The sequence below is a fragment of the Flavobacterium wongokense genome (assembly GCF_021608265.1).
Taxonomy (GTDB): Bacteria; Bacteroidota; Bacteroidia; order Flavobacteriales; family Flavobacteriaceae; genus Flavobacterium; species Flavobacterium wongokense.
In genome coordinates this window covers 37,517-63,543 of the sequence record NZ_JAKIHP010000008.1, presented here as the reverse complement: position 1 = coordinate 63,543, position 26,027 = coordinate 37,517, and the positions used below count along the sequence as shown (strand labels likewise).

20 protein-coding genes are annotated in these 26,027 nt (G+C 39.0%); 8 read left to right on the top strand and 12 right to left on the bottom strand.

The window, feature by feature from the left end; all coding sequences use genetic code 11:
* Both L1S31_RS14045 and L1S31_RS14040 read right to left on the bottom strand, forming a co-directional pair.
* Positions 1-714, bottom strand: a complete 714-nt coding sequence (locus tag L1S31_RS14045; protein WP_236465403.1) for a methyltransferase domain-containing protein — start codon at positions 712-714, stop codon at positions 1-3.
* Positions 715-1,839: an NAD(P)/FAD-dependent oxidoreductase gene (locus L1S31_RS14040; RefSeq protein WP_236465402.1), complete on the bottom strand. Its 1,125-nt coding sequence runs from the start codon at positions 1,837-1,839 to the stop codon at positions 715-717.
* Positions 1,840-1,964: 125 nt separating this feature from the next.
* On the opposite strand from L1S31_RS14040, the gene L1S31_RS14035 reads away from it, so the two are divergent.
* Positions 1,965-2,342 (top strand): hypothetical protein, encoded by a 378-nt coding sequence (locus L1S31_RS14035; RefSeq protein WP_236465401.1) that lies wholly within the window; start codon positions 1,965-1,967, stop codon positions 2,340-2,342.
* A gap of 11 nt (positions 2,343-2,353) precedes the next feature.
* Here the strand turns inward: L1S31_RS14035 and holA are convergent, their stop codons facing one another.
* Entirely contained in the window at positions 2,354-3,358 is a 1,005-nt protein-coding gene (gene holA, locus L1S31_RS14030) for a DNA polymerase III subunit delta (RefSeq protein WP_236465400.1), read from the bottom strand.
* A 29-nt stretch (positions 3,359-3,387) separates the two neighbouring features.
* On the opposite strand from holA, the gene L1S31_RS14025 reads away from it, so the two are divergent.
* The 3 genes from L1S31_RS14025 (at position 3,388) to L1S31_RS14015 (ending at position 5,762) form a co-directional block, all read left to right on the top strand.
* Positions 3,388-3,843, top strand: coding sequence for a type I restriction enzyme HsdR N-terminal domain-containing protein (locus tag L1S31_RS14025; RefSeq protein ID WP_236465399.1), 456 nt, complete (start codon positions 3,388-3,390; stop codon positions 3,841-3,843).
* Positions 3,844-3,850: 7 nt separating this feature from the next.
* On the top strand, positions 3,851-4,837 hold the full coding sequence (locus L1S31_RS14020; RefSeq protein ID WP_236465398.1) for a glycosyltransferase family 2 protein: 987 nt from the start codon (positions 3,851-3,853) through the stop codon (positions 4,835-4,837).
* A gap of 85 nt (positions 4,838-4,922) precedes the next feature.
* Positions 4,923-5,762: an OmpA/MotB family protein gene (locus tag L1S31_RS14015; RefSeq protein WP_236465397.1), complete on the top strand. Its 840-nt coding sequence runs from the start codon at positions 4,923-4,925 to the stop codon at positions 5,760-5,762.
* 53 nt (positions 5,763-5,815) lie between these two features.
* Here the strand turns inward: L1S31_RS14015 and L1S31_RS14010 are convergent, their stop codons facing one another.
* Genes L1S31_RS14010 through L1S31_RS14000 form a run of 3 tightly spaced genes read right to left on the bottom strand, consistent with a single transcriptional unit; the run spans position 5,816 to position 10,195 of the window.
* Positions 5,816-7,180, bottom strand: a complete 1,365-nt coding sequence (locus tag L1S31_RS14010) for an RCC1 domain-containing protein (RefSeq protein ID WP_236465396.1) — start codon at positions 7,178-7,180, stop codon at positions 5,816-5,818.
* A gap of 10 nt (positions 7,181-7,190) precedes the next feature.
* Complete coding sequence (locus L1S31_RS14005; protein ID WP_236465395.1) at positions 7,191-7,811, bottom strand: L-threonylcarbamoyladenylate synthase; 621 nt, start codon at positions 7,809-7,811, stop codon at positions 7,191-7,193.
* A 56-nt stretch (positions 7,812-7,867) separates the two neighbouring features.
* A complete protein-coding gene (locus L1S31_RS14000; RefSeq protein ID WP_502539612.1) occupies positions 7,868-10,195 on the bottom strand; it encodes an ATP-dependent helicase in 2,328 nt (775 codons plus the stop codon).
* Between the two features lie 105 nt (positions 10,196-10,300).
* On the opposite strand from L1S31_RS14000, the gene L1S31_RS13995 reads away from it, so the two are divergent.
* Entirely contained in the window at positions 10,301-10,825 is a 525-nt protein-coding gene (locus L1S31_RS13995) for a DUF7935 family protein (RefSeq protein ID WP_236465394.1), read from the top strand.
* A gap of 34 nt (positions 10,826-10,859) precedes the next feature.
* Here the strand turns inward: L1S31_RS13995 and L1S31_RS13990 are convergent, their stop codons facing one another.
* From L1S31_RS13990 to L1S31_RS13975, 4 genes are all read right to left on the bottom strand, one after another.
* The gene (locus tag L1S31_RS13990) at positions 10,860-12,605 is read right to left on the bottom strand and encodes an Ig-like domain-containing protein (protein WP_236465393.1); all 1,746 of its coding nucleotides are present in this window, start codon (positions 12,603-12,605) and stop codon (positions 10,860-10,862) included.
* A 95-nt stretch (positions 12,606-12,700) separates the two neighbouring features.
* Positions 12,701-14,704 (bottom strand): protein-disulfide reductase DsbD family protein, encoded by a 2,004-nt coding sequence (locus L1S31_RS13985; protein WP_236465392.1) that lies wholly within the window; start codon positions 14,702-14,704, stop codon positions 12,701-12,703.
* Entirely contained in the window at positions 14,701-16,008 is a 1,308-nt protein-coding gene (gene tilS, locus L1S31_RS13980) for a tRNA lysidine(34) synthetase TilS (protein WP_236465391.1), read from the bottom strand. The genes L1S31_RS13985 and tilS overlap by 4 nt, the downstream gene beginning before the upstream one ends.
* 21 nt (positions 16,009-16,029) lie before the next feature.
* Complete coding sequence (locus tag L1S31_RS13975; protein WP_236465436.1) at positions 16,030-17,307, bottom strand: anthranilate synthase component I family protein; 1,278 nt, start codon at positions 17,305-17,307, stop codon at positions 16,030-16,032.
* A gap of 242 nt (positions 17,308-17,549) precedes the next feature.
* Here L1S31_RS13975 and L1S31_RS13970 point away from each other — a divergent pair, with 242 nt between their 5' ends.
* Both L1S31_RS13970 and L1S31_RS13965 read left to right on the top strand, forming a co-directional pair.
* Positions 17,550-18,443, top strand: a complete 894-nt coding sequence (locus L1S31_RS13970) for a DUF4349 domain-containing protein (RefSeq protein ID WP_236465390.1) — start codon at positions 17,550-17,552, stop codon at positions 18,441-18,443.
* Between the two features lie 96 nt (positions 18,444-18,539).
* A complete protein-coding gene (locus tag L1S31_RS13965) occupies positions 18,540-18,914 on the top strand; it encodes a DoxX family protein (protein ID WP_236465389.1) in 375 nt (124 codons plus the stop codon).
* A gap of 35 nt (positions 18,915-18,949) precedes the next feature.
* Here L1S31_RS13965 and katG read toward each other — a convergent pair whose 3' ends face one another.
* The gene (gene katG / locus L1S31_RS13960; protein ID WP_236465388.1) at positions 18,950-21,193 is read right to left on the bottom strand and encodes a catalase/peroxidase HPI; all 2,244 of its coding nucleotides are present in this window, start codon (positions 21,191-21,193) and stop codon (positions 18,950-18,952) included.
* Between the two features lie 177 nt (positions 21,194-21,370).
* On the opposite strand from katG, the gene L1S31_RS13955 reads away from it, so the two are divergent.
* Complete coding sequence (locus tag L1S31_RS13955) at positions 21,371-23,050, top strand: amino acid permease (RefSeq protein WP_236465387.1); 1,680 nt, start codon at positions 21,371-21,373, stop codon at positions 23,048-23,050.
* Positions 23,051-23,084: 34 nt separating this feature from the next.
* On the opposite strand, the gene L1S31_RS13950 is transcribed toward L1S31_RS13955, so the two are convergent.
* Positions 23,085-25,619, bottom strand: a complete 2,535-nt coding sequence (locus tag L1S31_RS13950; RefSeq protein ID WP_236465386.1) for a DUF7619 domain-containing protein — start codon at positions 25,617-25,619, stop codon at positions 23,085-23,087.
* Positions 25,620-26,027: the final 408 nt, after the last annotated feature.

Below are 26,027 nucleotides of genomic sequence, written 5' to 3'. Positions count from 1 at the left end.
TTAATTTGTATTGATTATCCATTGATAGCGGAAGGCCCATTTCCATTCAATCGAATAGTTTTTGAAATGCAGTTTTTTTGAAAAATTTTCCAGTTCGGGCTTTTTGAATCCTCTTAAAATCGAAACCAAACCATCGTCCCTCGACATGGCGTTCAGCCTAAAAACAAAACACAACGCCTGAAACAACCTATACGAAATACGGCTTCGCTGCAGGTCATTCACCACAATCCCCATTCTGGCGTTTGCCTTGAAGGTTTTGAGTAGCTCAATAATTTCCCTGTCCTTGAAATGATGCAGTGTTAAGGTACATAAAACAATGTCATATCCGAGTTTTTCAAAGGATTTATCAAAAATATCTTCGCAACGATAAGCAATGTTTGGATAATGGGTAGATAATTTTTGGGCATAATCTATTGTAAACCGATTGGCGTCAATGCCAATCAAATGGCATTCAATTTTTTTTTCCTCTAAATAATCGGCCAATGTCCGAAGCATATCACCATTACCACAACCGACATCCACAATCGTTATTTTTTCCTTTACCTGATTTTGCTGTAACAGTTTTTCTACGCCTTGCAGTGTAAGTTTATTGCCACCTAAAAGTTGGTTTATTTTGGCAATTTTGTCCAAAGCATCTTTCAACATGTCGCCTTCCATGTCAAAATCATCCATAATTTCAGGTTGATTGGTTCTGTATGTTGTATTGATGGACATTTAAAGAGTTATTGGTTTGCCATGCGTTTTGTTGATGATTATTGGTAAAAGAAATGGGAATGCAGTCAATATACGGAGTGTTGCTTCTGAAAGTTTTGGTTTTTCGAGCAAGGCTGCGAGCCATCTTCCTGTCCGCAGGCGTTTCTTGAAATTGTAATTCCATTCGGCGGTATATTGATTTTCCAAAATTTCCCTTGAAGGCAATTCCTTTTTAAGGTATTTTGAAACCAATTCGGATGCAATCTTGGCGCTGTGGATTGCCATTGCCATTCCGTTGCCACACAAAGGATGAATCAATCCGGCAGTATCACCAATCATCAGGATATGATTATCTACAGCGTGTTTTTCGGCAAACGAAACCTGGCTTATGGTTAGTGGCTTTTCAGAAACTAAAGTTGTTTTGCTCAGGATTGAATTTAAATTCGGATTCTTCGCGACCACTGCTGACTGATACTCTTCTATATTTTTATAATTTTTGAACGTGCCATAGTCGGCGAGGTAACAAATATTAATGACATCGTTTTCTACTTTGGAAACGCCGCAATAACCACCTTTAAAATTATGAAGTCCAACAACATCATTGGGAAAAATTCCTTTATAATGGGCTTTCACTGCCAGCCACGGTGATTTTTGACTGATGAAATCCCGATGCATTTTTTGGTCTATTGATGAACGTTTGCCAAAAGCTCCGAGTACAATCTTAGATTGGAATTTGGTGTCTTCTGCAGTTACAATAGTGAAATAATCATTTTCAAAAGCGACATTTTCAACATTTTGCTGAATGATTTGACATCCATTGGCCACAGCCTTTTCAAAAAGAAAATTATCCAAAGCATAACGACTGACTCCAAAACCTCCAAGAGGCAGAACGGCTGTTAAATTTTTTCCTGTTGCTGTCGAAAAGTGGAGTTTAGTAATATTGGTGGGATGGAGTTCGCCAAGATTTAGTTTTAACGAATTGAGGTAAGGAATCACTTCATTCGAAATATATTCGCCACATACTTTGTGTTTGGGATACGTATTTTTTTCGAAAAGCGTTACCTGATGTCCAAGTTGCGACAAATGAATGGCAGCGGTCAAACCTGCCAAGCCTCCTCCTACTATTATCACTTCGCAACTTTCCATAATCAGTAAATTTACTTAAAATGAATTTCATCGTGTTTATATAGTTTTAAAAAAAATTTATATAATCAGGTTTTACAGATTTAAAGTCTGGCCTGTTTTTTGTAAAACGAAGGAAAAAAAATCCAATGAAAAAATTTCTTTTTATACTATTCCTAACTTCAGGAATCTATGCCCAACAGCAGGTATTTAATGTGCAGCAGTATTGTGTGGATGTGAAACCTTTTAAAAAGGGGGAATGTGATATTTCCGGAAACGAATATTCGTTCGTGTTTTTAGATACTGCAAAAAAAGCCGTTACCTTCTTTTTTACAAATACAAAACTAGAATACAAAATCACAGATTCCCATATTGAAGAATCCAATCCTGATTTTACTTGGTTTAGCTTGGTGAACAAAGAGAATTCGATGGAAATGAGAATCAATAAGCAAAAAACAAGGATTGAATTTTTAGATGCCGGTAACCACATCTACTTAACCGTTGGAAAATCTACCAAATTAGAATAACCAGGCTGCTCTTAATTAAAAATGCTCACCAACATTTCCTTGAGCAAATCGCCTTGCGGCAACGAATTGGCGCCAACACCTTTGCTCTTGACATCAACATCACGAAGCGTGGCCACAATTGCACTGACTTTCCGCATTGGATAATTATGAGCAGCGGCAATATAATCGTTGACAAAATAAGGGCTGACTTTTAGGATTTTGGCTGCGTTCCCAGGAGATTTATCTTTTAAACCGTGATATTGCAGCAAGGCTGAGAAGAAACTAAACACCAATCCGTTGGTCATTACAATTGGGTTGTCCTTTTGGTTTTGCGCAAAATAATTTGCAATCTGATAAGCCTTCAATTGGTTTTTCTCACCGATGGCTTTTCGGAATTCAAACACATTGAAATCTTTACTAAAGCCAATGTTCTCCTCAATATGATTTGGTGTAATCGTACTCCCTTTTGGAAGGATGATTTCCAGTTTGTTCAGTTCGTTCGCAATACGGCTCAAATCATTCCCAAGGAATTCGACCAACATCGCCATGGCTTTGGGTTCAATGCCGTATCCCCTATTTTTCAAAACATTCTTAATCCAGGCACCAACCTGGTTTTCATACATTTTTTTGCTTTCGTAAACCAATCCATTTTTTTCCAATGTTTTGGTTACTTTCTTGCGTTTGTCGAGTGTTTTATATTTATAGGCAAAAATCAGAACTGTCGTAGGTTGTGGATTTTCGGCATATTTTTCCAATTGGTCAATCGTTCGGGAAAGTTCCTGGGCTTCCTTTACAATAACCACCTGACGTTCCGCCATCATTGGGTAACGTTTGGCATTGGCTACAATATCATCAACAGTAGTATCACGGCCATAAAGCACCATTTGGTTAAAGCCTTTTTCATCTTCAGTCAAAAGATTTTCCTCAAGATATTCAGTAATCCTGTCGATATAATAAGGCTCTTCACCCATTAGGAAATAAATGGGTTTGATATTTCCTGCTTTGATGTCGTTAATTATTTTTACTACTTCTTCCATTTTTTCCGTTTAGGGATTATATTTGTTGAATGCAAAACCTCAACTTTCCTTCCTTTAACTTTCGCTTCAAAAATAGTGAAAATAAAGTGTCAATTTTTGACGAAATCAGGAAAAAGTTTATCATTCTCACACCCGAAGAATGGGTACGCCAGCATACTGTCCAGTTTTTGCTGCAGCATAAAAATTATCCCAAATCCTATCTGAATGTTGAAAAGCTGATTAAGCTCAATGATGTCAATAAACGCTATGACATTGTGGTTTTCCAGCCTAATGGCGAATTGTTTCTGCTGATTGAATGCAAAGCGCCTGAGGTGAAAATAACACAGGATACTTTTGACCAGATTGCGCGTTACAACCTGAAACTGAAAGCACAATACCTGATGGTTACCAACGGGTTAAATCACTACTTTTGTCAAATGGACTTTGAGAATGAAAAGTATGTTTTCCTTGAAGAACTTCCGGATTTTATAAACAAAACCCTATAAGCCACACTTGAAAAAAATAGCCGTAGTCATATTAAACTGGAATGGAGCAAGACTGTTGGAGCAGTTCCTGCCTTCGGTTTTGGCATATTCCGAGGAAGCTAAGATTTATGTTGCCGATAATGCTTCGACCGACACTTCCATTGATTTAATCAAAAGGAATTTTCCAACTGTATCGATCATTCAGAATGAAGGGAATTATGGGTTTGCCAAAGGTTATAATGTAGCCTTGCAACAGGTTGAGGAGGAATATTACGCTTTAGTGAATTCAGATATTGAGGTAACCAAAGGTTGGCTTACACCTATACTTTCCATTTTTGATTCGGAGCCAAATATCGGAATCGTACAGCCTAAGATTTTAGATTATAAGAACAAGGAATACTTTGAATACGCTGGTGCTGCCGGAGGTTTTATAGATCAGTTTGGCTATCCGTATTGCCGTGGAAGAATCTTCGATAAGATTGAAAAAGACAATGGTCAATACAATGACGAAATTGAAATATTTTGGGCAAGTGGCGCGTGCTTGTTTATCCGCAAAGAAATTTACCGAAAACTAAATGGTTTTGACAGTGATTTTTTTGCCCATCAGGAAGAGATTGATTTGTGCTGGCGTGCTTTTAATTTGGGCTACAAAGCCAAATACATCTCAGAATCTGTGGTGTACCATGTTGGCGGAGCAACTTTGAACGAAAGTAATCCCAGGAAAACCTTCCTGAATTTCAGGAATTCGCTTTTGATGCTGACGAAGAATTTGCCCGAAAACAAAATTGTGCCAATTCTTTTTGCCCGGCTTGTCCTGGATGGAATGGCCGGAGTGCAATTTATTTTCAAAGGGAAACTGAATCATTGTTGGGCAATTGTTAAAGCGCATTTTGCTTTTTATAGTCTGATTAACAAAACGTTAAAGAAACGAAAAGCACCTCAGCTTGAAAACTATTATCGCTCGAAGAGCATTGTTTACAAGTACTTCCTAAAGAACGGCACCGTTTTTGAGTAGCAATTTTAACAAGAGTTTATCATTAAATACCACTCTAAAAAAAATAAAAAACCTTAAATTTGTTAAAATTAAAATCACCTAACTCATGAGAAAAGTAATTTTTGTACTATCGTTAGCAGCGCTTACACTGACATCGTGTGGGACCAAGAAAAAAATAGCCGCTCTGGAAAAACAGAATAAGGAATGCCAGGATTTGCTGAATTCAACTACAATGAAACTGAACTTGTGCCTATCTGAAAAAGATGCACTTTCCAAACAAAATGACTATTTAAAACAAAACAATTCTGATTTGATAAACAGCTCTAAGGAAATGACAGTTCTTACTACTAAAGGAGCCCAAAATCTAGAGAAATCATTAGAGAGCTTAAAAGAAAAAGACCTTAAAATTTCCCGTTTGCAGGATGCTTTAACCAAAAAGGACAGTGTTACTTTGGCTTTGGTTACGAGTTTGAAAAGCTCGGTTGGAATTTCTGATCCCGATATCGAAATCAATGTTGAGAAAGGAGTTGTTTTCATCTCCATTGCCGACAAACTGCTATTTAAAAGTGGAAGCTACGTAGTAAGCGATAGAGCAAAAGAAGTACTTGGTAAAGTTGCCAAAGTGATTAACAGCCGTCCAACATTTGAATGCATGGTTGAAGGACATACCGATAACGTTCCGTTTACAGGAAACGCAGTATTGCTTGACAACTGGGATTTAAGTGTGAAACGCGCCACTTCGATTGTTAGGGTATTGACCAAGGATTTGGGTGTAAAACCATCGCAATTGATTGCAGCAGGTAGAAGTGAATTTATTCCACTTGTAGATAATACGACTGCAGACAACCGATCTAAAAACAGAAGAACGCGAATTGTGGTTATGCCAAAAATTGATGAGTTCTATGAGATGATTGAAAAAGAAATGAAAAATCAGCAACAGAAATAAGCTGTTACAATTAATAAAAAAAACGCCTCGATAAATCGGGGCGTTTTTTTATGTTAGGATTTAACAAACTTTATCGATTGGCTTTGATTAAAGGAATCGAAAATTTGGATTAGGTAAATACCCGAAGCGAGATTGCTTACATCAATATAAGTTCTGTTTCCTGAAAACTCCAAAATAGTTTTACCGAAAGCATCGATTATGGTCATTTTTTGGATGTCAAGACCGTTGGGCTTAACAATGTTTAAAGTTTCATTTACAGGATTTGGATAAAGGCTGAATGAAGCCTCATTCAGATTATTGGTGTTTAAGATTGTTGGGCAATCAACTGCATCAGCGGAATTTTGATTCTCAAAATTTCCGTTTCCTAGCTGCCCTTCCCCGTTGTATCCCCAACTTAATAAAGTCCCGTCTGATCTCAAGCCAATAGTATGGACCAATCCTGCCTGAACATCAAGCCATGTTGATGAAGATTGTACCTGAATGGGAACTGAAGAATTGTTGGTTGTACCATTCCCCAGCTGACCTTCGGAATTCCTTCCAAATGCCCAAATGCTTCCGTTTGATTTTCTGGCAACAGAATGAAATTCTCCTGCACTAACGTCAACCCAATCCGTAGCTGTTCCAATTTGAACTGGAATATAACTATCTACAGTTGTTCCATTTCCCAATTCTCCATAGTGATTATGCCCCCATGACCAAAGTGTGCCATCGTTTTTTATTGCCAATGTGTGGAAAAAACCGCAATCTACCTTTTGCCAGTCGGTCGCAGTTCCTATCTGAATTGGTACATATTGAGTTGTGATGTTTCCAATTCCCAATACACCAAATTCATTGTTGCCCCAACCCCATAAGCTTCCATTGGTTTTTATCGCAAAACTGGAGTTCTTACCACAAGCAATTTTTGCCCAATTTGTATCAGTACCAACCTGGATTGGAGTTGCGTTATAAAAACTTATTGAACCATCTCCAAGCTGTCCCCAATTGTCATAACCCCATGCCCATAAAGTTCCGTCTGACTTAAGGCCGAGATTATGCCAAAAGCCCGGAGCAATGGTCTGCCAATTTCCGTCAATCATTATGGGAGTATGTTCCTCTACTGAAGTATCATCGCCTAACTGTCCATTTTCATTAAAACCCCAAGCCCATAAGGTTCCATCAGTTTTTATTGCAAAGGAATGCACCCCGCCTGTATATACTGCCTGCCAGGTAAATTCATTTCCAATGCGTACAGGGTGGTTTCTGTTAAATGCAGTACCATCGCCCACCTGACCTGAGTCATTATAACCCCAAGCCCATAAGCTTCCATCTGATTTAACCGCTAAAGTATGATCTATTGTAGCAAATCCCTGCCAGCATTGGGCTTTGATTTGTGATTGGATAAAAAAGAACAGTATAATTACTAGGTATTTATGCTTCATGATTTTGTTGTTAAAATATATCGGAATCTCCTTTTCCTTCACGGACGACAACCGGTTCATAACCCGACAAATCAATAATTGTCGAGCCTACATTATCGCCATAACCTCCATCTATCACCATGTCAACAATATGCTGCCATTTCTCAAAAATAAGTTCAGGATCGGTTGAATATTCCAAAACCTCATCATCATCATGTATGGATGTTGATACAATTGGATTTCCCAACATTTTTACGATTTCTATTGCAATATTATTATCCGGAATCCTGATTCCGACCGTTTTCTTTTTCCGAAACTCTTTTGGCAGGTCATTATTCCCCGGCAAAATAAAAGTGTAAGGTCCCGGAAGCGTGCGTTTCAGGATTTTAAAAGTAGCGGTGTCAATCTGTTTGACATAATCGGAAAGATTGCTCAAATCGCTGCACACGAAAGAAAAATTAGCTTTTTCCAGCTTAATTCCCTTTATTTTGGCAATGCGTTCCAATGCTTTCGAATTGGTAATATCACATCCCAATCCGTAAACAGTATCTGTTGGATAAATTACCAAACCGCCATCACGCAGAACGTCAACAACTTTTTTGATTGCGGCTTCGCTGGGTTTGTCTTCGTATATTTTTATGAATTCTGCCATGACTCTAAAGTAGTCAAAAAACTAAATGTGCACTTTATATAATTCACTTAATTATTTTATCCAATCACATCGAGTTTTGCAAACCTCAAAAGCAGCTTCTTAATTCCACCAACCTCAAACTTGATTTCTGCTTTTTTATCAGCACCAACTCCTTCAAGATTAAGCACCTGTCCTTTTCCGAAACGCTCATGCATGACAACATTTCCAACAGTCAATTTGCTATCAAACAAATTCGTATTGGACGGAGCGTTTCCTGAAACTGGTTTCAGTTTACGGATATTCAGGGAAGAAACCGGTTCTTCTCCATATTTTTTAGGAGGTATGCCTGCTTCTGGTTTAACCTGTCGCAATTTGGATTTATCTACATCGCCAAAAATATCAATATCCATTGTTGGTTTGTAACGATATCCTGTATCCATTGGATTGACATATTCAAGATAATCATCCTGGATCTCTTCAATAAAACGTGATGGTTCGCTGTCGACCAGTTTTCCCCAACGGTAACGCGATTGCGCATACGTTAAATAAGCCTGGTGTTCTGCCCGTGTTAGTGCCACATAGAATAACCTTCTCTCTTCTTCCAATTCACTTCTTGTATTCAGGCTCATCGCACTTGGAAACAAATCCTCTTCCAATCCAACGACAAAAACATACGGGAATTCCAATCCTTTTGCCAGGTGAATGGTCATTAATGCTACTCTATCATCATCTCCGGTATCATTATCCAAATCGGTTGCCAATGCTACATCTTCCAGGAATTCCGATAACGAACCACGTGCACCATCAATTTCCTTCTGCCCTTCTATAAAATCCTTGATACCACCCATTAAGGTTTCGATATTCTCAATTCGGGCAATGCCTTCCGGAGTTCCGTCTTTTTTGAGTTCCTGGATCAATCCGGTTTTTTTGGCAACGTGTTCGGTTAAAACAAAAGCGTCCTGCTGTTCGTTGATAACCTGAAAACTTTTAATCATTGTGACAAAATCTTCCAACTTTTGTTTGGTTCCCGAATTTAACTTAAGGTCGATCCTATCAATATTTTCCATCACCTCAAAAATGGAACGTTTGTAATGATTTGCCGCGACAGTAAGTTTTTCAACCGTTGTATCTCCTATTCCGCGTGCAGGATAATTGATGACACGGACCAATGCCTCCTCGTCTTTTGGGTTGATAATCAATCGAAGGTAAGACAGTACATCCTTGATTTCCTTTCTTTGGTAAAAAGACAATCCGCCATAAATCCGATACGGAATATCGCGCTTGCGCAAGGCATCTTCCATAGCTCTGGACTGTGCATTGGTACGGTATAAAATAGCAAACTGCCCATTACGCATTTGGTTGCGTATCTTATTTTCAAAGATTTCTCCGGCTACATAACGCCCTTCTTCACCATCTGTAATGCTGCGGTGCACTTTTATTTTTGGTCCGTGGTCATTGGCAGTCCAAACGATTTTTTCGAGCTTGGTTTTGTTTTTATCGATAATCGAATTGGCAGCTTCTACAATGTTCTTGGTCGAACGATAGTTTTGCTCCAATCTATAGGTCTGGACATTTTCATAATCTTTCTGGAAGTTCAGGATATTATTGATATTGGCACCACGAAACGCATAAATGCTCTGCGCATCATCACCAACAACACAAATATTCTGAAACCTGTCTGATAAAGCCCTAACAATCAAATACTGTGAATGATTCGTATCCTGGTACTCATCAACCAAGATATAGCGGAAACGATCCTGATATTTTGCAAGTACATCCGGGAAACGATTCAGGAGTTCGTTGGTTTTCAATAACAAATCATCAAAATCCATTGCACCACTTTTGAAACATCTTTCCACATAATTCTGGTAGATTTCACCTAAACGCGGTTTTTTGCTCATTGCATCAGCTTCCTGAAGCTCAGGATTATTGAAATAGGCTTTTACGGTAATCAATGAGTTTTTATATGACGAAATCCTGCCCAAAACCTGCTTTGGTTTGTAAACATCCTTATCGAGCTGCATTTCCTTGATAATCGCCGAAATCAACCGAACGCTGTCCTGAGTATCGTAAATCGTAAAATTGGAAGGATAACCCAGCTTATCTGCCTCGCTTCTCAAAATACGCGCAAAAACCGAGTGGAAAGTCCCCATCCAAAGATTTTTGGCTTCAGCCGGACCAACAATGTCACCGATACGTTTTTTCATTTCGCGCGCCGCTTTATTGGTAAAGGTCAATGCCAAAATATTAAAGGCATCTACACCCAAACTCATCAGATAGGCAATACGCATCGTAAGTACACGCGTCTTGCCCGAACCTGCACCGGCAATGATAATCATTGGCCCATCTTTTTGAAAGACAGGTGCTTGTTGCGCTTCGTTAAGTTGGGAAATATATTTATCTATCATCATTTTTCAGAAAGTCCAAATTTATAATTACTGTTACGGAATTACAATAAATTCTAAGGGTATTTCTATTATATTTGTCAACAATTTTTAGAAAAAATCACTATGAACCTCGATAAACTTTTTGAAGCATTGATGTATGCCGTTCCATCACTAATTACGGGCGGTGTAGCCTATTATTTGTTTGATAACTACTTTAAGGACCAACAAAATACAAGACGTTGGTTGTTGCAAAGGGAAAACCAAAAACATTCGATGCCGCTTCGTTTGCAGGCGTATGAACGATTGGCTTTGTTTTTGGAACGCATAAGCCCCGCTAAGCTGCTTATACGTGTTGCCCCGTTAAACGATGACAAGGTAGATTACCAACATCTTTTGATTCATCATATCGAACAGGAATACGAGCACAACATGACCCAGCAAATCTATATTACGGATGAATGCTGGACGATGGTTTTAACTGCAAAAAACACCATAATCCAGAATATCAGGAAAACAACTTTAGACGAATCCGTTAAAAATGCAGACGAGTTGAGGGAAAAGATCTTAAGCAATATGCTCGATGGGAATTCGGCAAGTGCATTAGCCCTGAGCTATTTAAAAACTGAAGTCACTGAAGTTTTAGGATAAAAAAAGCCTTCCGATTGGAAGGCTTTTTTTATGTTTATGGCCGGTAAATTTTAAACTCAACGTGGATAGTGTGGGAAGTTTGAAACTCATTATAGGTTCCATCCAGAACTGCTTCAAAATATTGGCCACCTCCGCCCATATTGGTAATTGTTAAGGTTTTTGTTGGCAGTTGATAAAATACTCCTTCAATTTCCAATGAACAAAGAAGATTTGTAAAAGTTCCTGGTTGGGATATACTGTAGAAGTTGAAATTGGATGTTGACGCCACATTGGTACCATTGCCGGGATACGCTCTTACCTGTCTTTCAAACCCAAAATCCAAGAACCCTAAAATTCCGGTTACATTTAAGGTTGGTCCTCCATCAATCTGATAAGTCCAATATTGATTTATAGCATTACAGGTTTGTATGCCCTGCACGTTCAACGACGGAGATACAAAATTATAACTCATTGGAGTTGATGCCTGATAAGCATCATAGTCAACACCGGTTAATGTAAAATTAGTGTCACTCTGGCAATACAAGGCATTGAAACTAAACTCACCATTTGTAACAGGAGAATAGAGACTTGCCCCATTTTGATGCAACAAAACATATCCGTTGGTAACGTTTGTATTATCGCAGGTCAAAAGCATGCCTGTAACATTGGAAGATGAAACATCTGGCGTAGTGACAACAATATTTGGCACAACCGTATCGGTTGTGAAGGGTCCAACCATTGTTGAAAAAACAATCCCATTTACGCCACAATTAAAGACGGGTGAAAAAACAGTTACCGTCAAGGTTTGATTGGCGGGTAATATTCCTGAAAGCTGCCCATTGGTATCAGTCTCTCCTGAAGCGTGGGATCCATTTGGATTTACGATATTGATTGGAAGATTCGGAAGCGGGTTTCCATTTGGATCTACAAAGTTAAATGTCAAAAGAATGGATGAATTCGGCATATCACAATTCCACCAGGAAAAATGCGAAACCTCGCCAATATACTTGTTCCCAACTTTTGTAGCAATACCATCTTCCTTCCAATACCCTTTTGCTTCATCAAAATGCCACAACGGAATTGAGTTTGGTGCGGATGTAGTTTGGTTGTCATCAATCTTCATCGTAATTTCTGCAGTATGCCCTTCCTTGATATTAAGCTTTTGTCCAGTATTACCACGAAGTTCTACGTTGAGCATTCCAAATGTTGCTAAAGATGCTTCCTGATTGGTTTTGGTTTGTGCATATAACATTCCGGGCATCAATTTGTCAAGATTTTCATTGCCAGGCAATAAATGGAACATTGCAACAGTAACCACTCCCGAATAAGGGTTTCCATCTTCATCCTGAAAGGCTCCGTCAAAGGAAACTTTGGTTCCTGAAGGCAGTGAAACCTCGCTGGCTAGTCCAGATTGTACCGTCTGCAATGGCGTATTGGGAATCAGCATTATTTTCAGGTTGTTTTTGCCTGATGTTGGGACCATAGTACGTGAACCATCAATGTAACCAGCTTTAGCAGCCGTAACAAAGGCAAATCGTTCATGGACTGTGGCTCCGTTTATAATGAAGATTCCGTTTGCATCGGTTTGGGCCGTTGAAGTTCCGATCTTAACACTAACATTTTGTAACGGATGATTTTCTGTATCCACAATCTGGCCTATAAAATCCTTTGAAACTTCGTTTCCAAAATTCTCAGAAAAAGTATCGTCGTTAGGAAGATTGGTTGAGTTTTCACTAGGATCGCATCCTGTAAATAGAAGCGATACAAAAATCACGGCGGAAAATAGTCTGATTTTGTTCATGAGTTGGTTAGTTTGGTTTTTATGTAGATATAAAAAAACGAATTGGTTGCGTGGGGTTAAAAAAAAGCCTTCCAATTGGAAGGTTGTTTTTTATATTATTTGCTAAATTTAGAAATCCCATCATTCAGCCAGGTTAAATAATCATCAATGTTCGGAGTATAGCTAATGGGCTTGTTCAGTTTTTGCTCCTTGAGGTCAATCAGCACATAAAACGGCTGCGTATTGGTTTGGTATTTTGTAATTATGAACTCAGTCCATTTGTCTCCAATGCTTGTGATTTCATTTCCGGTAATCTTGGAAACATGCTGCTCGCTTTTTGGCAATTCCCTTTTATCATCTACATATAACGAAATCAAAACCACATCGTTTTTAAGCACTTCCAAGACCTTTTCATCCGACCATACATTGTTTTCCATTTTACGGCAATTAACGCAGGCAAAACCTGTGAAATCGAGCATTACTGGTTTGTTTACTGTCTTGGCGTAAGCAAGCCCTTTGTCATAATCGGTAAAAACATTTAAACCGTGAGGGCCAATTTCTGCTCCGTCCGGCAATCCATTTTCTGAAACTGGAGCAGTGCTGCCAAAGAATCCTGTTGGACTTTCACTATACGTTTGCGGTGGTGGAAAAGCACTGATTAATTTTAATGGCGCTCCAAATAATCCCGGAATCATGTAAATCGTAAAAGCCAAAACGAGCAAGCCCAATGAAAGCCTTCCAACCGAAATATAACCAATCGGACTGTCATGCGGTGTTGTTATTTTGCCCAATAGATATAACGCCCATGCTCCAAAAATAGCAATCCAGATTGCAAGGAAAACTTCCCTTTCCAATAAATGCAGCTGCAGAACCAAATCGGCATTTGATAAAAACTTAAATGCCAATGCCAGTTCTAAAAACCCTAGTGAAACTTTTACTGTATTCAACCAACCACCAGATTTTGGCAACGAATGCAGCCAACTAGGAAACATCGCGAAAAGCATGAATGGCAATGCCAAAGCGCTCGAAAAACCTAACATTCCAACTATTGGGGCAATGCCGCCTTTCGAAGCTGACTGTACCAAAAGCGTTCCTACGATTGGCCCGGTACATGAAAATGAAACTATTGCCAAAGCCAGAGCCATGAATATTATTCCGATGATTCCACCTCTATCCGCTTGTTTGTCCACTTTATTTGCCCATGAATTTGGCAGCATAATTTCAAATGCGCCAAGGAATGAAGCTGCAAAGACAATCAGCAGCAAAAAGAAAAATACGTTAAACCAAGGATTGGTAGACAAAGCATTTAAAGCATCGGCACCAAAAATAGCCGTAATTGCCAATCCTAAAACCACATAAATCGCAATGATGGAAACGCCATAAAAAATCGCATTTCGTTTTCCCTGTCCCGGATTTTTACTTTGTTTGGTAAAAAAGCTCACGGTCATCGGAATCATTGGAAAAACACAAGGCGTTAACAATGCTGCCAAACCGCCAACAAAGGCTAAAAAGAATATGGTCAACAATCCTCTGTCTTCCTCTTTCGGGGATTCAGTAACTGGTTTGACATCTGCCTTAACCTGTGTGGAATCTACAGGTTCAGAAGTTGTAAATGAGGTAACGGCAGCTGTATCTGCAACCGGTTCATCAATTTCCTGAGGTTTATTTGACAGTTGAAAAGTGAATTTCATATTGTCGTTAATGCAGGTCTGTTTACAAACCTGATAATCGATTTTCGCTTTTATTGAAGCTAGTTTCGGATTGATGATTTTTACTTTCTGCGTAAAAGTTACCTTGTGCTCAAAGAAATATTCATCGATTTCAAAAACGTCGCTGTATTTTTTGGTATAAGGGCTTTCTTTTGTTTTGCCGACTAATTCGTAATTTCCTTTGGCATTTTCGTATGTGAATTCGGCTGGCAATGCCGAACCTAAATCGGCTTGCGGCGTAAATTGGGAATACATGTGCCACTCATCATCAATCTTGCCGTCCATTATCAGATTGTATTCCGTATCCGAAATTTTCTCAACCTTTGAAGTCCATTTAACCGGTTTTACAATTTGTGCGTTTCCATTGGCGAAAGCCAAAAAAAGGAGAAGTGAAAGTACTATTTTATTCATTCCTGAAGTTGTATTTGTAGTATTTGAGTTGTTTGTTGTGTTACTTTGAACCGATCGTCCTGTCTTTTTCCTATAACCCATACGATTTGATTATCTGAACATAAGAGCCAGGCTTCCGATTTGTCAATCAGTGAAAATTTTTCATCCTTGAAAAACTTGCCCAATTTCTTTTTGCCTGTCATGCCAAATGGATAGAGAAAATCGCCTTCTTCCCATTTTCTGATTTGCAAAGGAAACTGAAGTTTTTCTTGGTCAACAAATATAGTATTAGTTGTTTGAACCGAAATGTCATCTACGTTACAAAACGAAAGTTTTAAGGGAAATTTAACGTCCTTTTGATCCTTTTCAATCAAAAATGATTCGGTTTCCTGCACTTTCCTTTCAAAAACAATAAGCTCTTCCCTGTCTTTCAGCAAGGTATGCTTCTGCGAATGGATTTGCTTTCCTGATTGCGCATGAACCAGTTCATTGACCGATGGCCAATCGCTGAAACCAAAAGGCTCCAACCATTGGTAAAGATATGCCTGGTAATTGGGCAACTGCATTAGCTCTGGAAGATTGATTCGCTTTTGGAAATTGATATCGCTGACCACTTTTCGGTAAACAATGCGCGAAGCATCATCGACCATAGTCTGCGCCTGCTGGAGGTTTGAAATCGTGCTTTCGAAAGATGATAACAAACTTGGATTCAATTCCTTTAAAATGGGAATCACATCGTGGCGCAGTTTGTTCCGAAGGTATTTATCGGATGCATTGCTGCTGTCTTCCCGCCATTTAATATTGTTTTTATGGGCAAAATCTTCAATTTCATTTCTCGAAAAAGCCAATAATGGCCGAATGATATAACCATTCTGCTTCGGAATTCCAGTCAGTCCGTCCAATCCTGAAGCCCGCGTAAAATTGATCAAAAAGGTTTCAAGGCTGTCATCAAGATGGTGCGCCGTCAGTATGTAATCGTAATCGTTGTTGATCAAAAGCGTCTGAAACCAGTCATAACGCAGTGTCCTTGCCGTAACCTGGATTGATAATTTATGCTCTTCCGAAAATTTTTTGGTATCAAAATGAGCCACGAATAACAGTACACCCAACTTTTCGCATTCGGATTTAACAAAGGCTTCGTCGGCATCGCTTTCTTCGCCACGCAGTTGGAAATTACAGTGCGCAGCCCTTACATCTAAACCCGACTGTTGGCATAAATGCAGCAAAACCATGCTGTCAATGCCTCCGCTTGTTGCCAAAAGGAGTTTCCTTCCTTGTAAAAAAGGAAAATTGGCGCTGATGTGATTTTGAAATTTCTGAAGCATTTCCAAAAGTAGTCATTTTTCTCAACTTAAAACTTCAAACATTGCCTTCGACTTGAGCAAACATTCCTCATATTCCTGTTCGGCTTGAGCCTGGGCTGTAATGGCGCTTCCTACCGAAAAGGAAAGGTATTTTTGTTGCGAATTGTACAAAATGCTACGGATTACGACATTGAAATCGAAATCATTCTCAGGAGTAAAATAACCCACAGCACCACTGTACAAGCCCCGCTTTGTTTCTTCTAATTGTTCGATAATGTTCATTGCCGAAATTTTCGGTGCGCCGGTCATACTTCCCATGGGAAAAGTGGTTTTGATGATTTCAACGGGTGAAGTCGTTTCTTCAACATTTGAAACAACGGTAGAAATCATTTGATGCACCTGTTCGAAAGTATAAATCCCACACAACTCCTCAACTTCAACCGAAGCTTTCGTGGCTGTATGCGATAAATCATTGCGGACCAAATCGACAATCATGATATTTTCGGAGCGTTCCTTAGGGTTTTTAGCCAATTCGGATTTTGAATTTTCATCTAAGGCTGCATCTGCAAATCGTTTTGCTGTTCCTTTTATGGGTTGGGAAATTACTTTGCTTCCTTCCTTTTTCAGATAGCGTTCGGGTGAAGCACAAAGCAGATATTGGTGTTGGTTTTTAAAGAAAGCTGCAAATGGCGGCTTTGAAATGCTGTTGAGTTTTTGGTAAACTTCAAATGGCTCAATGCTGGCATTTTCGGCAAAAAACTCCATACAGAAATTGGCCTCATAAATATCGCCTCGATAAATGTGTTCCAGCATTTTATTGACTTTGGAAACATAATCCTCTTTTGAAATGCGCTGCTCAATTTTGAATTTTAAATTTTGACTCGAGCCAAAGGCGAACTGTGCGGAGCTAATTTTGAATTCTGAATTGTTTTGGATTGCTGAAAAATCACCTTCCATTTCATCGTCGCATAAATGCAGGTATTGGATTTCCAATTGATTTCCTTTTAACAGAAACAATTTCTTTGGCTGGAAGAAAAACAAATCCGGAAAATGCAAACCGTCAAAATTGTTGGAGCTTAGCTTTTCAATATCATTTTTCAAATCATAGGACAAATATCCAAAAAGCCAATCCTTTGCCTGCTGCTGGTATTGTTTCAATTCGTCAAAAGCATTGAAATAATCCGTTTTCAGCGAAGTAAAAGCATCCACAGCCAAAACACAATCATAGCTGGAATATTTTTGCTTATAGTCATTGGAATCCAAAAAAACCACTTCGCGGAACTGTTGTGACCATTGCAAAAGCTGTTGCTTAATAAGCATTGGATTCTCAATCGTTCTGACATTCTTTGTTCTCAAAAGCGGGGAAATTTAAAGGTTTTCAAAATTACAATAAAAATATATTTTCCGTTTGATAATCATCCGCAATTTGTGGCACGCTTTTTAGTAGGAATGAAAACATCGTTTAACAAGTAATTCATTTTAAAACTATTGATAGAAAACTACTCACATTTCATTACCTAAAAATTGAAAACTCTATTAATAACCCTAAAATGAATTAAAAAATGAAACACTTATCAAAAATTGGTTTGGCTTTGTTCCTATTCGGACTTGCCTTTGCATGTAAACAAGCTGATGGCTCAAATGCTGAAGCTGCACTTGACAAAACTGCGGTTGAATCTGCTGAAACTATTTCCTCGAATGCTGCAGTCGAAAAAAAAGACAATAACCGCAAGTTTGTCCGAACGGCTGATTTAAAATTCAAAGTGAAAAATGTAGCCAAGTCAACATATGCCATTGAAAACATCGTAGCCAAAAATGGCGGCTTTGTAACCTTCACCGATTTGAAAAGCAACATCAATGAAAAATCGGAAACCAAAATCAGCCAGGACAGCACGCTTGAAACCACTCATTATACCGTTGACAATACCATTACGCTCCGTGTTCCGAATACCCAGTTGGATACCGTTTTAAAATCGATGGTGAAGGAAGTGGCTTTTCTTGACAGCCGACTGATAAAAGCCGACGATGTTGCACTGCAGTTACTATCCAACAAAATGGCACAAAAGCGATTGAATTCACATCAGAAGCGATTGGAAAAAGGCATTGATGGCAAAGGCAAAAAACTGAACGATATCACCACTGCTGAAGATAAGGTTTTGGGACGCGAAACCGAAAGCGATGAAACCGTGTTAAGGAATCTGAGTTTGGAAGACCAGGTAAATTTCAGCACTGTTACCCTGTATTTATACCAACGCGAAAGTGTGCTTCAGGAAATTGTTGCCAATGAAAAAAGCATCAATGCCTACAGGCCACATATTGGATTGCAAATTTGGGACAGCCTGAAAACCGGTTGGTTTATGTTTGAAGCAATTATTGCATTTATTGTGCAGCTTTGGGCGCTGCTTTTAATTGTTGTTTTGGGGATATTTGGTTATCGCAAATTTGTTAAAAAATAAAGTTAGCATTTTGATTATGAAATAAATACCATTGGCATAAACCAATGGTATTTTTGTTTAACTTTGGTATATCATTAATCAATTAAATCATTTTTTATGAAAATCGCAACCATTGTTATCCGCGTATTGATAGGACTTTTGCTCCTATTTGCATCCGTTAGTTTCTTTTTGAAACTCGTTCCCGAACCTGTAACCACAGGAGATTTTAAGGCATTCCAAGTTGGGTTGGTCGCTTCGACTTATCTGATGCCATTGGCAAAAGCTGTTGAGCTGCTTTGTGGCGTATCGTATGTAACAGGTAAATATGTGGCCCTAGCCAACATTATCATCCTGCCCATAACCATAAACATATTGCTGATAAATTATTTTTTAGCTCCTGAAGGTTTACCGATTGCAATTGCAATGTTTTTAGGGAATTTATTTTTAATCTATCGTTACTGGGATAACTATAAAAGTGTTTTTACGCCATAAAAAAAAGCCTCCGTTTGGAGGCTTTTTTATTTAGCTTATTTTAAGTCAAAACGATCAAGATTCATGACCTTATTCCAGGCAGCGATGAAGTCTTTTACAAATTTGCCTCCAGCGTCGGCACTTGCATATACTTCAGCAATTGCCCTTAATTCGGCATGAGAACCAAAAACAAGGTCTGCTCTGGTTGCAGTCCATTTTCGTTCACCCGAATTGCGGTCAACGCCTTCAAACAATTCCCTGTCTTCAGACGCAGCTTTCCAGCTGGTATTCATATCCAAAAGGTTTACAAAGAAATCATTAGTTAATTTTCCGGGTGTCTTTGTAAATACTCCATGGGCTGAACCATCGAAATTAGCGTTCAAGGCACGCATACCTCCAATAAGTGCCGTTAATTCGGTTGCAGTAAGTGATAACAAATTGGCTTTGTCAACCAACAATGCTTCAGTAAGCACTCCTGATTTTCTTTTGCGGTAATTGCGGAAACCATCTGCCTGTGGTTCTAAGTGCGCGAAAGATTCAACATCAGTTTCTTCCTGTGATGCATCCATACGTCCTGGTGTGAAGGGAACGTTTTGCCCTGAAGCTTTTTCAACTCCAACACAACCAGCCAAAACAATTAAATCAGCCAAAGAAACTTTCTTTCCTGAATTATTGAATTCCTTTTGGATTGCTTCCAATTTGCTCAACGTTTCTGTAACCAATGGCGTATTATTTACCTGCCAGTATTTTTGTGGAGCAAGATTCAGACGGGCACCATTGGCACCACCACGTTTATCGGAAGCTCGGAATGTAGAAGCCGAAGCCCAGGCTGTAGCAACCAATTGGGAAACAGATAGTCCTGAATCTAAAATTTCATTTTTTAAGGAAGCAATGTCACCCGCATCAATCAGCGGATGATTTACAGCCGGAATTGGATCCTGCCATAGTAAAACTTCCTGTGGCACATCGGCACCAAGGTATAAAGCGCGCGGTCCCATGTCTCTATGTGTCAGTTTGAACCACGCTCTTGCAAAAGCATCGGCAAACTGGTCTGGATTTTCAAGGAAACGGCGTGATATTTTTTCATAAGCCGGGTCTAACCTCAACGAAAGATCGGTAGTAAGCATTTTTGGCAAATGTTTTTTTGAAGGATCAAAAGCATCAGGGATAATAGCTTCAGCATTTTTGGCTACCCATTGATGCGCTCCTGCCGGGCTTTTGGTCAATTCCCATTCGAAACCAAAAAGGTTTTCAAAAAAGTTATTGCTCCATTGTGTTGGTGTTTTTGTCCAGGTAACTTCAAGTCCGCTGGTAATGGTATCTGCACCTCTACCACTTCCGTGTTTGCTAATCCATCCAAATCCCTGGTGTTCCAAATCGACAGCTTCAGGCTCTTTCCCTACGTTGTCAGATGAAGCAGCACCATGCGTTTTCCCAAAAGTATGTCCACCAGCTATTAATGCAACCGTTTCTTCGTCGTTCATTGCCATACGCCCAAATGTTTCGCGAATGTCTTTTGCAGCTGCTATTGGATCGGGATTTCCGTCCGGTCCTTCAGGGTTTACATAGATCAATCCCATGTGTGCGGCTGCAAGTGGGTTTTCCAAATCACCTTTCGAATGAGTATCACCAGGATTTTCATCTGAAGAAACTACACCACGTTCAGCCAATCCTTCAACTCCGTGGCTATAGCGGTCTTCATTCCCAAGCCAGGTTGTTTCAGAACCCCAATAAACGGATTCATCGGCTTCCCAAACATCCTCTCTTCCACCAGCAAACCCAAAAGTCTTGAATCCCATAGATTCGAGCGCCACATTTCCGGCAAGTATCATCAAATCTGCCCAGGAAATTTTGCGCCCGTATTTTTGTTTGATTGGCCATATCAATCTTCTTGCTTTATCAAGGCTGACGTTATCGGGCCAGCTGTTAAGCGGTGCAAAACGCTGTTGTCCCTGACCTCCACCACCACGTCCGTCCTGTACACGATAGGTTCCGGCACTGTGCCATGCCATTCGGATAAAAAAACCACCATAATGACCAAAATCAGCCGGCCACCAATCCTGGGAATCGGTCATCAGTGCATGCAGGTCTTTTTTTACTGCTTCCAAATCCAAACTTTTGAATTCTTTTGCATAATCAAAATCGGTATCCATTGGATTTGACAACGAAGAATTTTGACGCAGCACGTTTAGTTTTAATTGATTAGGCCACCAGTCGGTATTTCTTGTTCCGCCACCGGCAAATTGCTTTGAGGCTCCATGGTTAAACGGGCATTTGCCCTGAGATGAATCATTTCCCATAATGTGTGATTTATGTTGTTTTAAATTAGTTTTCGATATCCCAAATCTAAGCATTCCTGCTGTTTTTTCGTAATAGCTTTTTATTATATATTACTATTTGCTAATTGTCAAAATTTATATTGAAGATATTCTAATTTGCTTTTATATATTTGTTTCATACTAAACCAAGAAATACCTATGTTATTATCCAATTTATTCCGAAAAAAATCAACATCAGTCATTGTAAAGGAAGGTGGCGACGGAGAGCAGCACAGTGGCCTCCATAAAGTTTTAAACGTAAGGGATTTAACCTTTTTTGGAATTGCAGCCATCATTGGCGGTGGTACTTTCAGCGCTATTGGGAATGCCTGTTTTTCTGGTGGACCCGGAGTTGTTTTTTTATATGTAATTTGTGCTATTGCGTGTGGATTTACTGCTTTGTGTTATGCCGAATTTGCCTCAAGGGTTCCGGTTTCGGGAAGTGCCTATACTTATGCGTATGTTTCTTTTGGAGAACTTTTTGCCTGGATAATCGGATGGGCTTTGATCATGGAATATTCCATCGGAAACATTTATATTGCTTTTTCGTGGAGCGGTTATTTTACCAATCTGCTCGAAAGTTTTCATTTGCACTTACCCGAATGGCTGACGATAAACTACAAATCGGCGCAGGATGCCTTAATGGCCAACAAAGCCGGTGAAGGATTGACAGCTTGGAACACAGCACCTGTAGTTGGAGGTTTACGTATCATTTTTGATTTGCCTGCAGTTGTCATTAATCTATTGATTACGTATTTGGTTTACAGAGGAACCAAAGAATCTAAAAACTTTAGCAATGCGATGGTATACACTAAGCTTGTCATTATTGCTTTGGTTATAATCGTTGGGGCATTTTATGTAGATATTGCCAATTGGACTCCGTTTATGCCAAACGGTTTTGGTGGTGTTATGGGAGGTGTTTCTGCAGTTTTTTTTGCTTATATCGGATTTGATGCCGTTTCAACATTGGCAGAAGAAAGCAAGAATCCGCAACGTGACTTACCTCGCGGAATGATTTATTCTTTGGTGATCTGCACCGTTGTATATATCATTTTGGCCTTAGTCATTACCGGAATGGTTTCATATAAATTACTTGGAGTGAGTGATCCTTTGGCTGAAATCTTTGCTTTGAAAGGAGTAAAATGGATGCTGTTCATCGTTTCGATTGCTGCTGTCGTAGCAATGACCAGTGTATTATTGGTTTTCCAAATGGGCCAACCGAGAATCTGGATGACCATGAGCCGTGATGGTTTGATGCCAAAGAAATTTTCTGAAATACATCCAAAATATAAAACACCAAGTTTTGCGACTATTGTAACCGGTTTGGTGGTTGGTGTGCCTATTTTCTTTACCGACGAGAATTTTGTACTCGACTTTACCAGTATCGGAACCTTATTTGCCTTTGTATTGGTGTGTGGTGGTGTTTTGTTGTTATCGCCTCAAAGCGAAGCAGAATTGGCCGAACGTGCCACTAAAGGAAAATTCAGGATTCCGTATATCAATTCCAAATGGATATTTCCTCCACTTTTTGCGGTTACAGTAGCCATTCTTGTGGTTTATATTCCGAATTACTTTAGCGATATATTCCATTTTTCGGGTGATAAAATAGCAACCAACTTACCTTTAATAGTATTCTACATTCTTTGTTTTGTCATGGCAGTCATAGCTTTTAGAAAAAATCTATCCTTAATACCTTTATTGGGACTGATTTCGTGCTGCTACTTACTAACCGGAATGGCGGTTTCCAACTGGAAATGGTTTGGCGTATGGCTGGTCATTGGTTTGGTTGTGTATTTTATGTACGGTTTCAAGAACAGCAAACTGAATAAAAATAAGTAAAATAAAAATCCCGAATCATCGGGATTTTTTTATGCTACAATTTGATAATTTTCTTTGTCTCGCTTCCATTTTCAGTGGTTACTGTTACGAAATAGGTTCCTTTCGTTAGTGGACTGATATCCAGAATTGAAGCATTTTGAGATGTCATTATTGTTTGACCCAGAACATTATTGACCATTATTTTGGTTATCGTTTGATTATTCATCATTTGAATGTTTAGGATGCCAGATGTTGGATTTGGATACATAGTAAACAAAGCTGCTTCACTATTCGAATTGCCCAATACTACAGTAATTCTAGTGGTAACCGTATTGGTTATTATTGGGAAGTTAAAATCGAAATAGATATTGGCCTTATTCTCAATGACATCACCAAAAACCAAAGTTGATTTTGGCTTGATCTTAAAGGCGATATAGCCATGGCTCGCAGGTTCGTTTACAGAAGCTGCAGGCAGGTTGATTCCTTCATAAAACACTTCCAGTTTATTACCCGAAGTCAATGTGCTCCTATAAGGATGGCTGCTTGATACCATCTGCAATGTATTCCAATCCAGGTTACTGTCTAAGTCATCCCTGATTACAACATTTTCAGCCTCAGCTGAACCCGTATTCTGGAATCGGATAATATAGTGTATGTAGTCATTCAAATGGTCAAACGGAATATACCTGCTTGTTACTGTTTCCTTATCATTTGGATCAAAAGAACCCACAACAAACTGATTGTAAGACATGAGATTGTTGTTAGGTGTTTCGTCTGTTTGTTGGGAACTAATAGTGGCCGTTAAAAGCAATATATCGTTTATGTTTACCGGAGGTGTTTCTGTCGGAGAATTAACATTGAGTGTTACTTCAATTTCGCGGCTTTGAAATGGAACCAGATTGGTAAAATTCCACGTAAGATTATGGTCTGCCTGCAAATCTACAGCCGGAACGGCACTCACAAATTCCATCCTTGCATCAAAAGACAGTGAAACTGAACCAAATTGCAGTTGATTTCCTTTGTTTGCAAAGACAATTTTATACCGTGCATCAAAGCCCGGCCTCGCCGGAGTAAGAGGAAGAATGCTCACTTCCAAATCGGGATGGATGCCGTTTGCGGATAAACAAAAATTGGCGGTTTCATTATTTCCAAAATCAGTAAAATTGAAAGTATAATTTGGCGGCGTTACTGTGAAATAATTCGGATTTGAAAATTGAGGCGCGACAGTTACCGGAGCCCCATTTGTATAAAATTGGTACACTCCATTTGCATTGGCAAAGGTTGAACCCGACGAAGCATTACTGGTAACATTCACATTTTGATTTGCCATCGGTAAATTTGCACCGCCACAATCAAAAGTCACATTGCCACTTATAGTATTATAATCTCCTCCAGGTGTGAAGGAACAGTAAGTTCCTCTGCTTACATTTTCCAATCCTTCGTTTGCAATTAATTCGACGCCAAATTCACCATCATCGTGACAGATATAGTTTAAGTCTGTATTCTGCAATTGGAAATTATCGCTGGTAAAAGGAGGTTCCGGAAATTGGGAAACATAGATATCCGGAGTAATGATTCCGTTTTTCACATTCACATAAGCCAGGTTTGGATTGTTGTTGGCATACAATTGATAAAGACTTGTTGATGAAAAATCTAATGAAGTCAAATTATTATTGGTGCAACCCACTGAAATCAAATGCAGATTATTGGCAAATAGTAATGAAGTAATCGAATTAAAACTACAGCTGACATACATTATTTCGGGTAAATTGGAAAAATCAAAATTCGAAGTCAATACATTATTGCTGCAATTCAGCCTCTTCAATTGGGTCTGGCTACTAATGTCGAGTGTTGTCAGCTGATTTGAAGAACAGCCAAGTTCTGACAGCTGATTGATTGAACCAAAATTCAACGAGTTAATATTATTTACCGAACATTCAAGATTCCTTAAACCTGTCAAACTACTCACGTCCAGGCTTGATAATTGGCACACACTACACGTAACATGGGTCAATGCCGGATTATTATTAAAAGTCAGGCTCTGTAAAAACTCATTCGCACGGCAGTCAAAAATTACCAAAGCCTGAAGGCCGGCTGTTGAAAAACTCGTAAAGTTATTGTTCCTTATATTCAGGTAAGTCAGGTTTACCAATCCGGTTAAGTTAATCGAAGTCAACTGATTGTTGCCACAATACAAATACTGGAGCAGTGTATTACTGCTTAAATCAAGCGTTGTCAATTCATTACTCCCTACATAAAGATATTCGAGGTTGGTAAATGCGGCAATTCCCGTTAGGTCACTTATCGGACCTATTGTCTGCACGGTTTGCCCAATATTCATTTTAAATGGCGGCGGGCCGTCATTGGTATAAAACAATTTACGAACCGCCAAAGCTTCTGATACTTCAATCTCGCCGTTATTGTTGGCATCAATCTTTATATTGGCATCACTGGCATCCTGGGCAACAGTATTAGTGGTACTGGAAGACAATAATTTGGCTTTAAAATTCGCGTCAGGGATATTGACAATCTGTGCCGAAGCACTTAAGTTGATGATTAGCAAAAGAATGGCTGTGTAGATGTTTTTCATAATCAGGCTTTTAGAGATTATAAAATTAAAACAAAAAATCCGTTAAATGAAGAATTGGATTTTTTTGTTCCTCCAAAACAAAAAATCCGTTAAATGAAGAATTGGATTTTTTTGTTCCTCCAAAACAAAAAATCCGTTAAATGAAGAATTGGATTTTTTTGTTCCTCCAAAACAAAAAATCCGTTAAAAAGAACTTTCTAACGGATTTTCCTATACATCTGATTTTTTTTACGGTCAGCCCACTTTTGCTTTCAACAATCCAGTACATTGTTTCAGTTATTTAAATTTATTGGTTTTCTACCAACTGCAAAAGGATAAAATTTCTTCCTACGGCTACTGTAAAGCACAATCAAATTTGCATACTAAGGGCACGCTCTTACTGTTGAGTACCTCCCTTTGAATACCTTT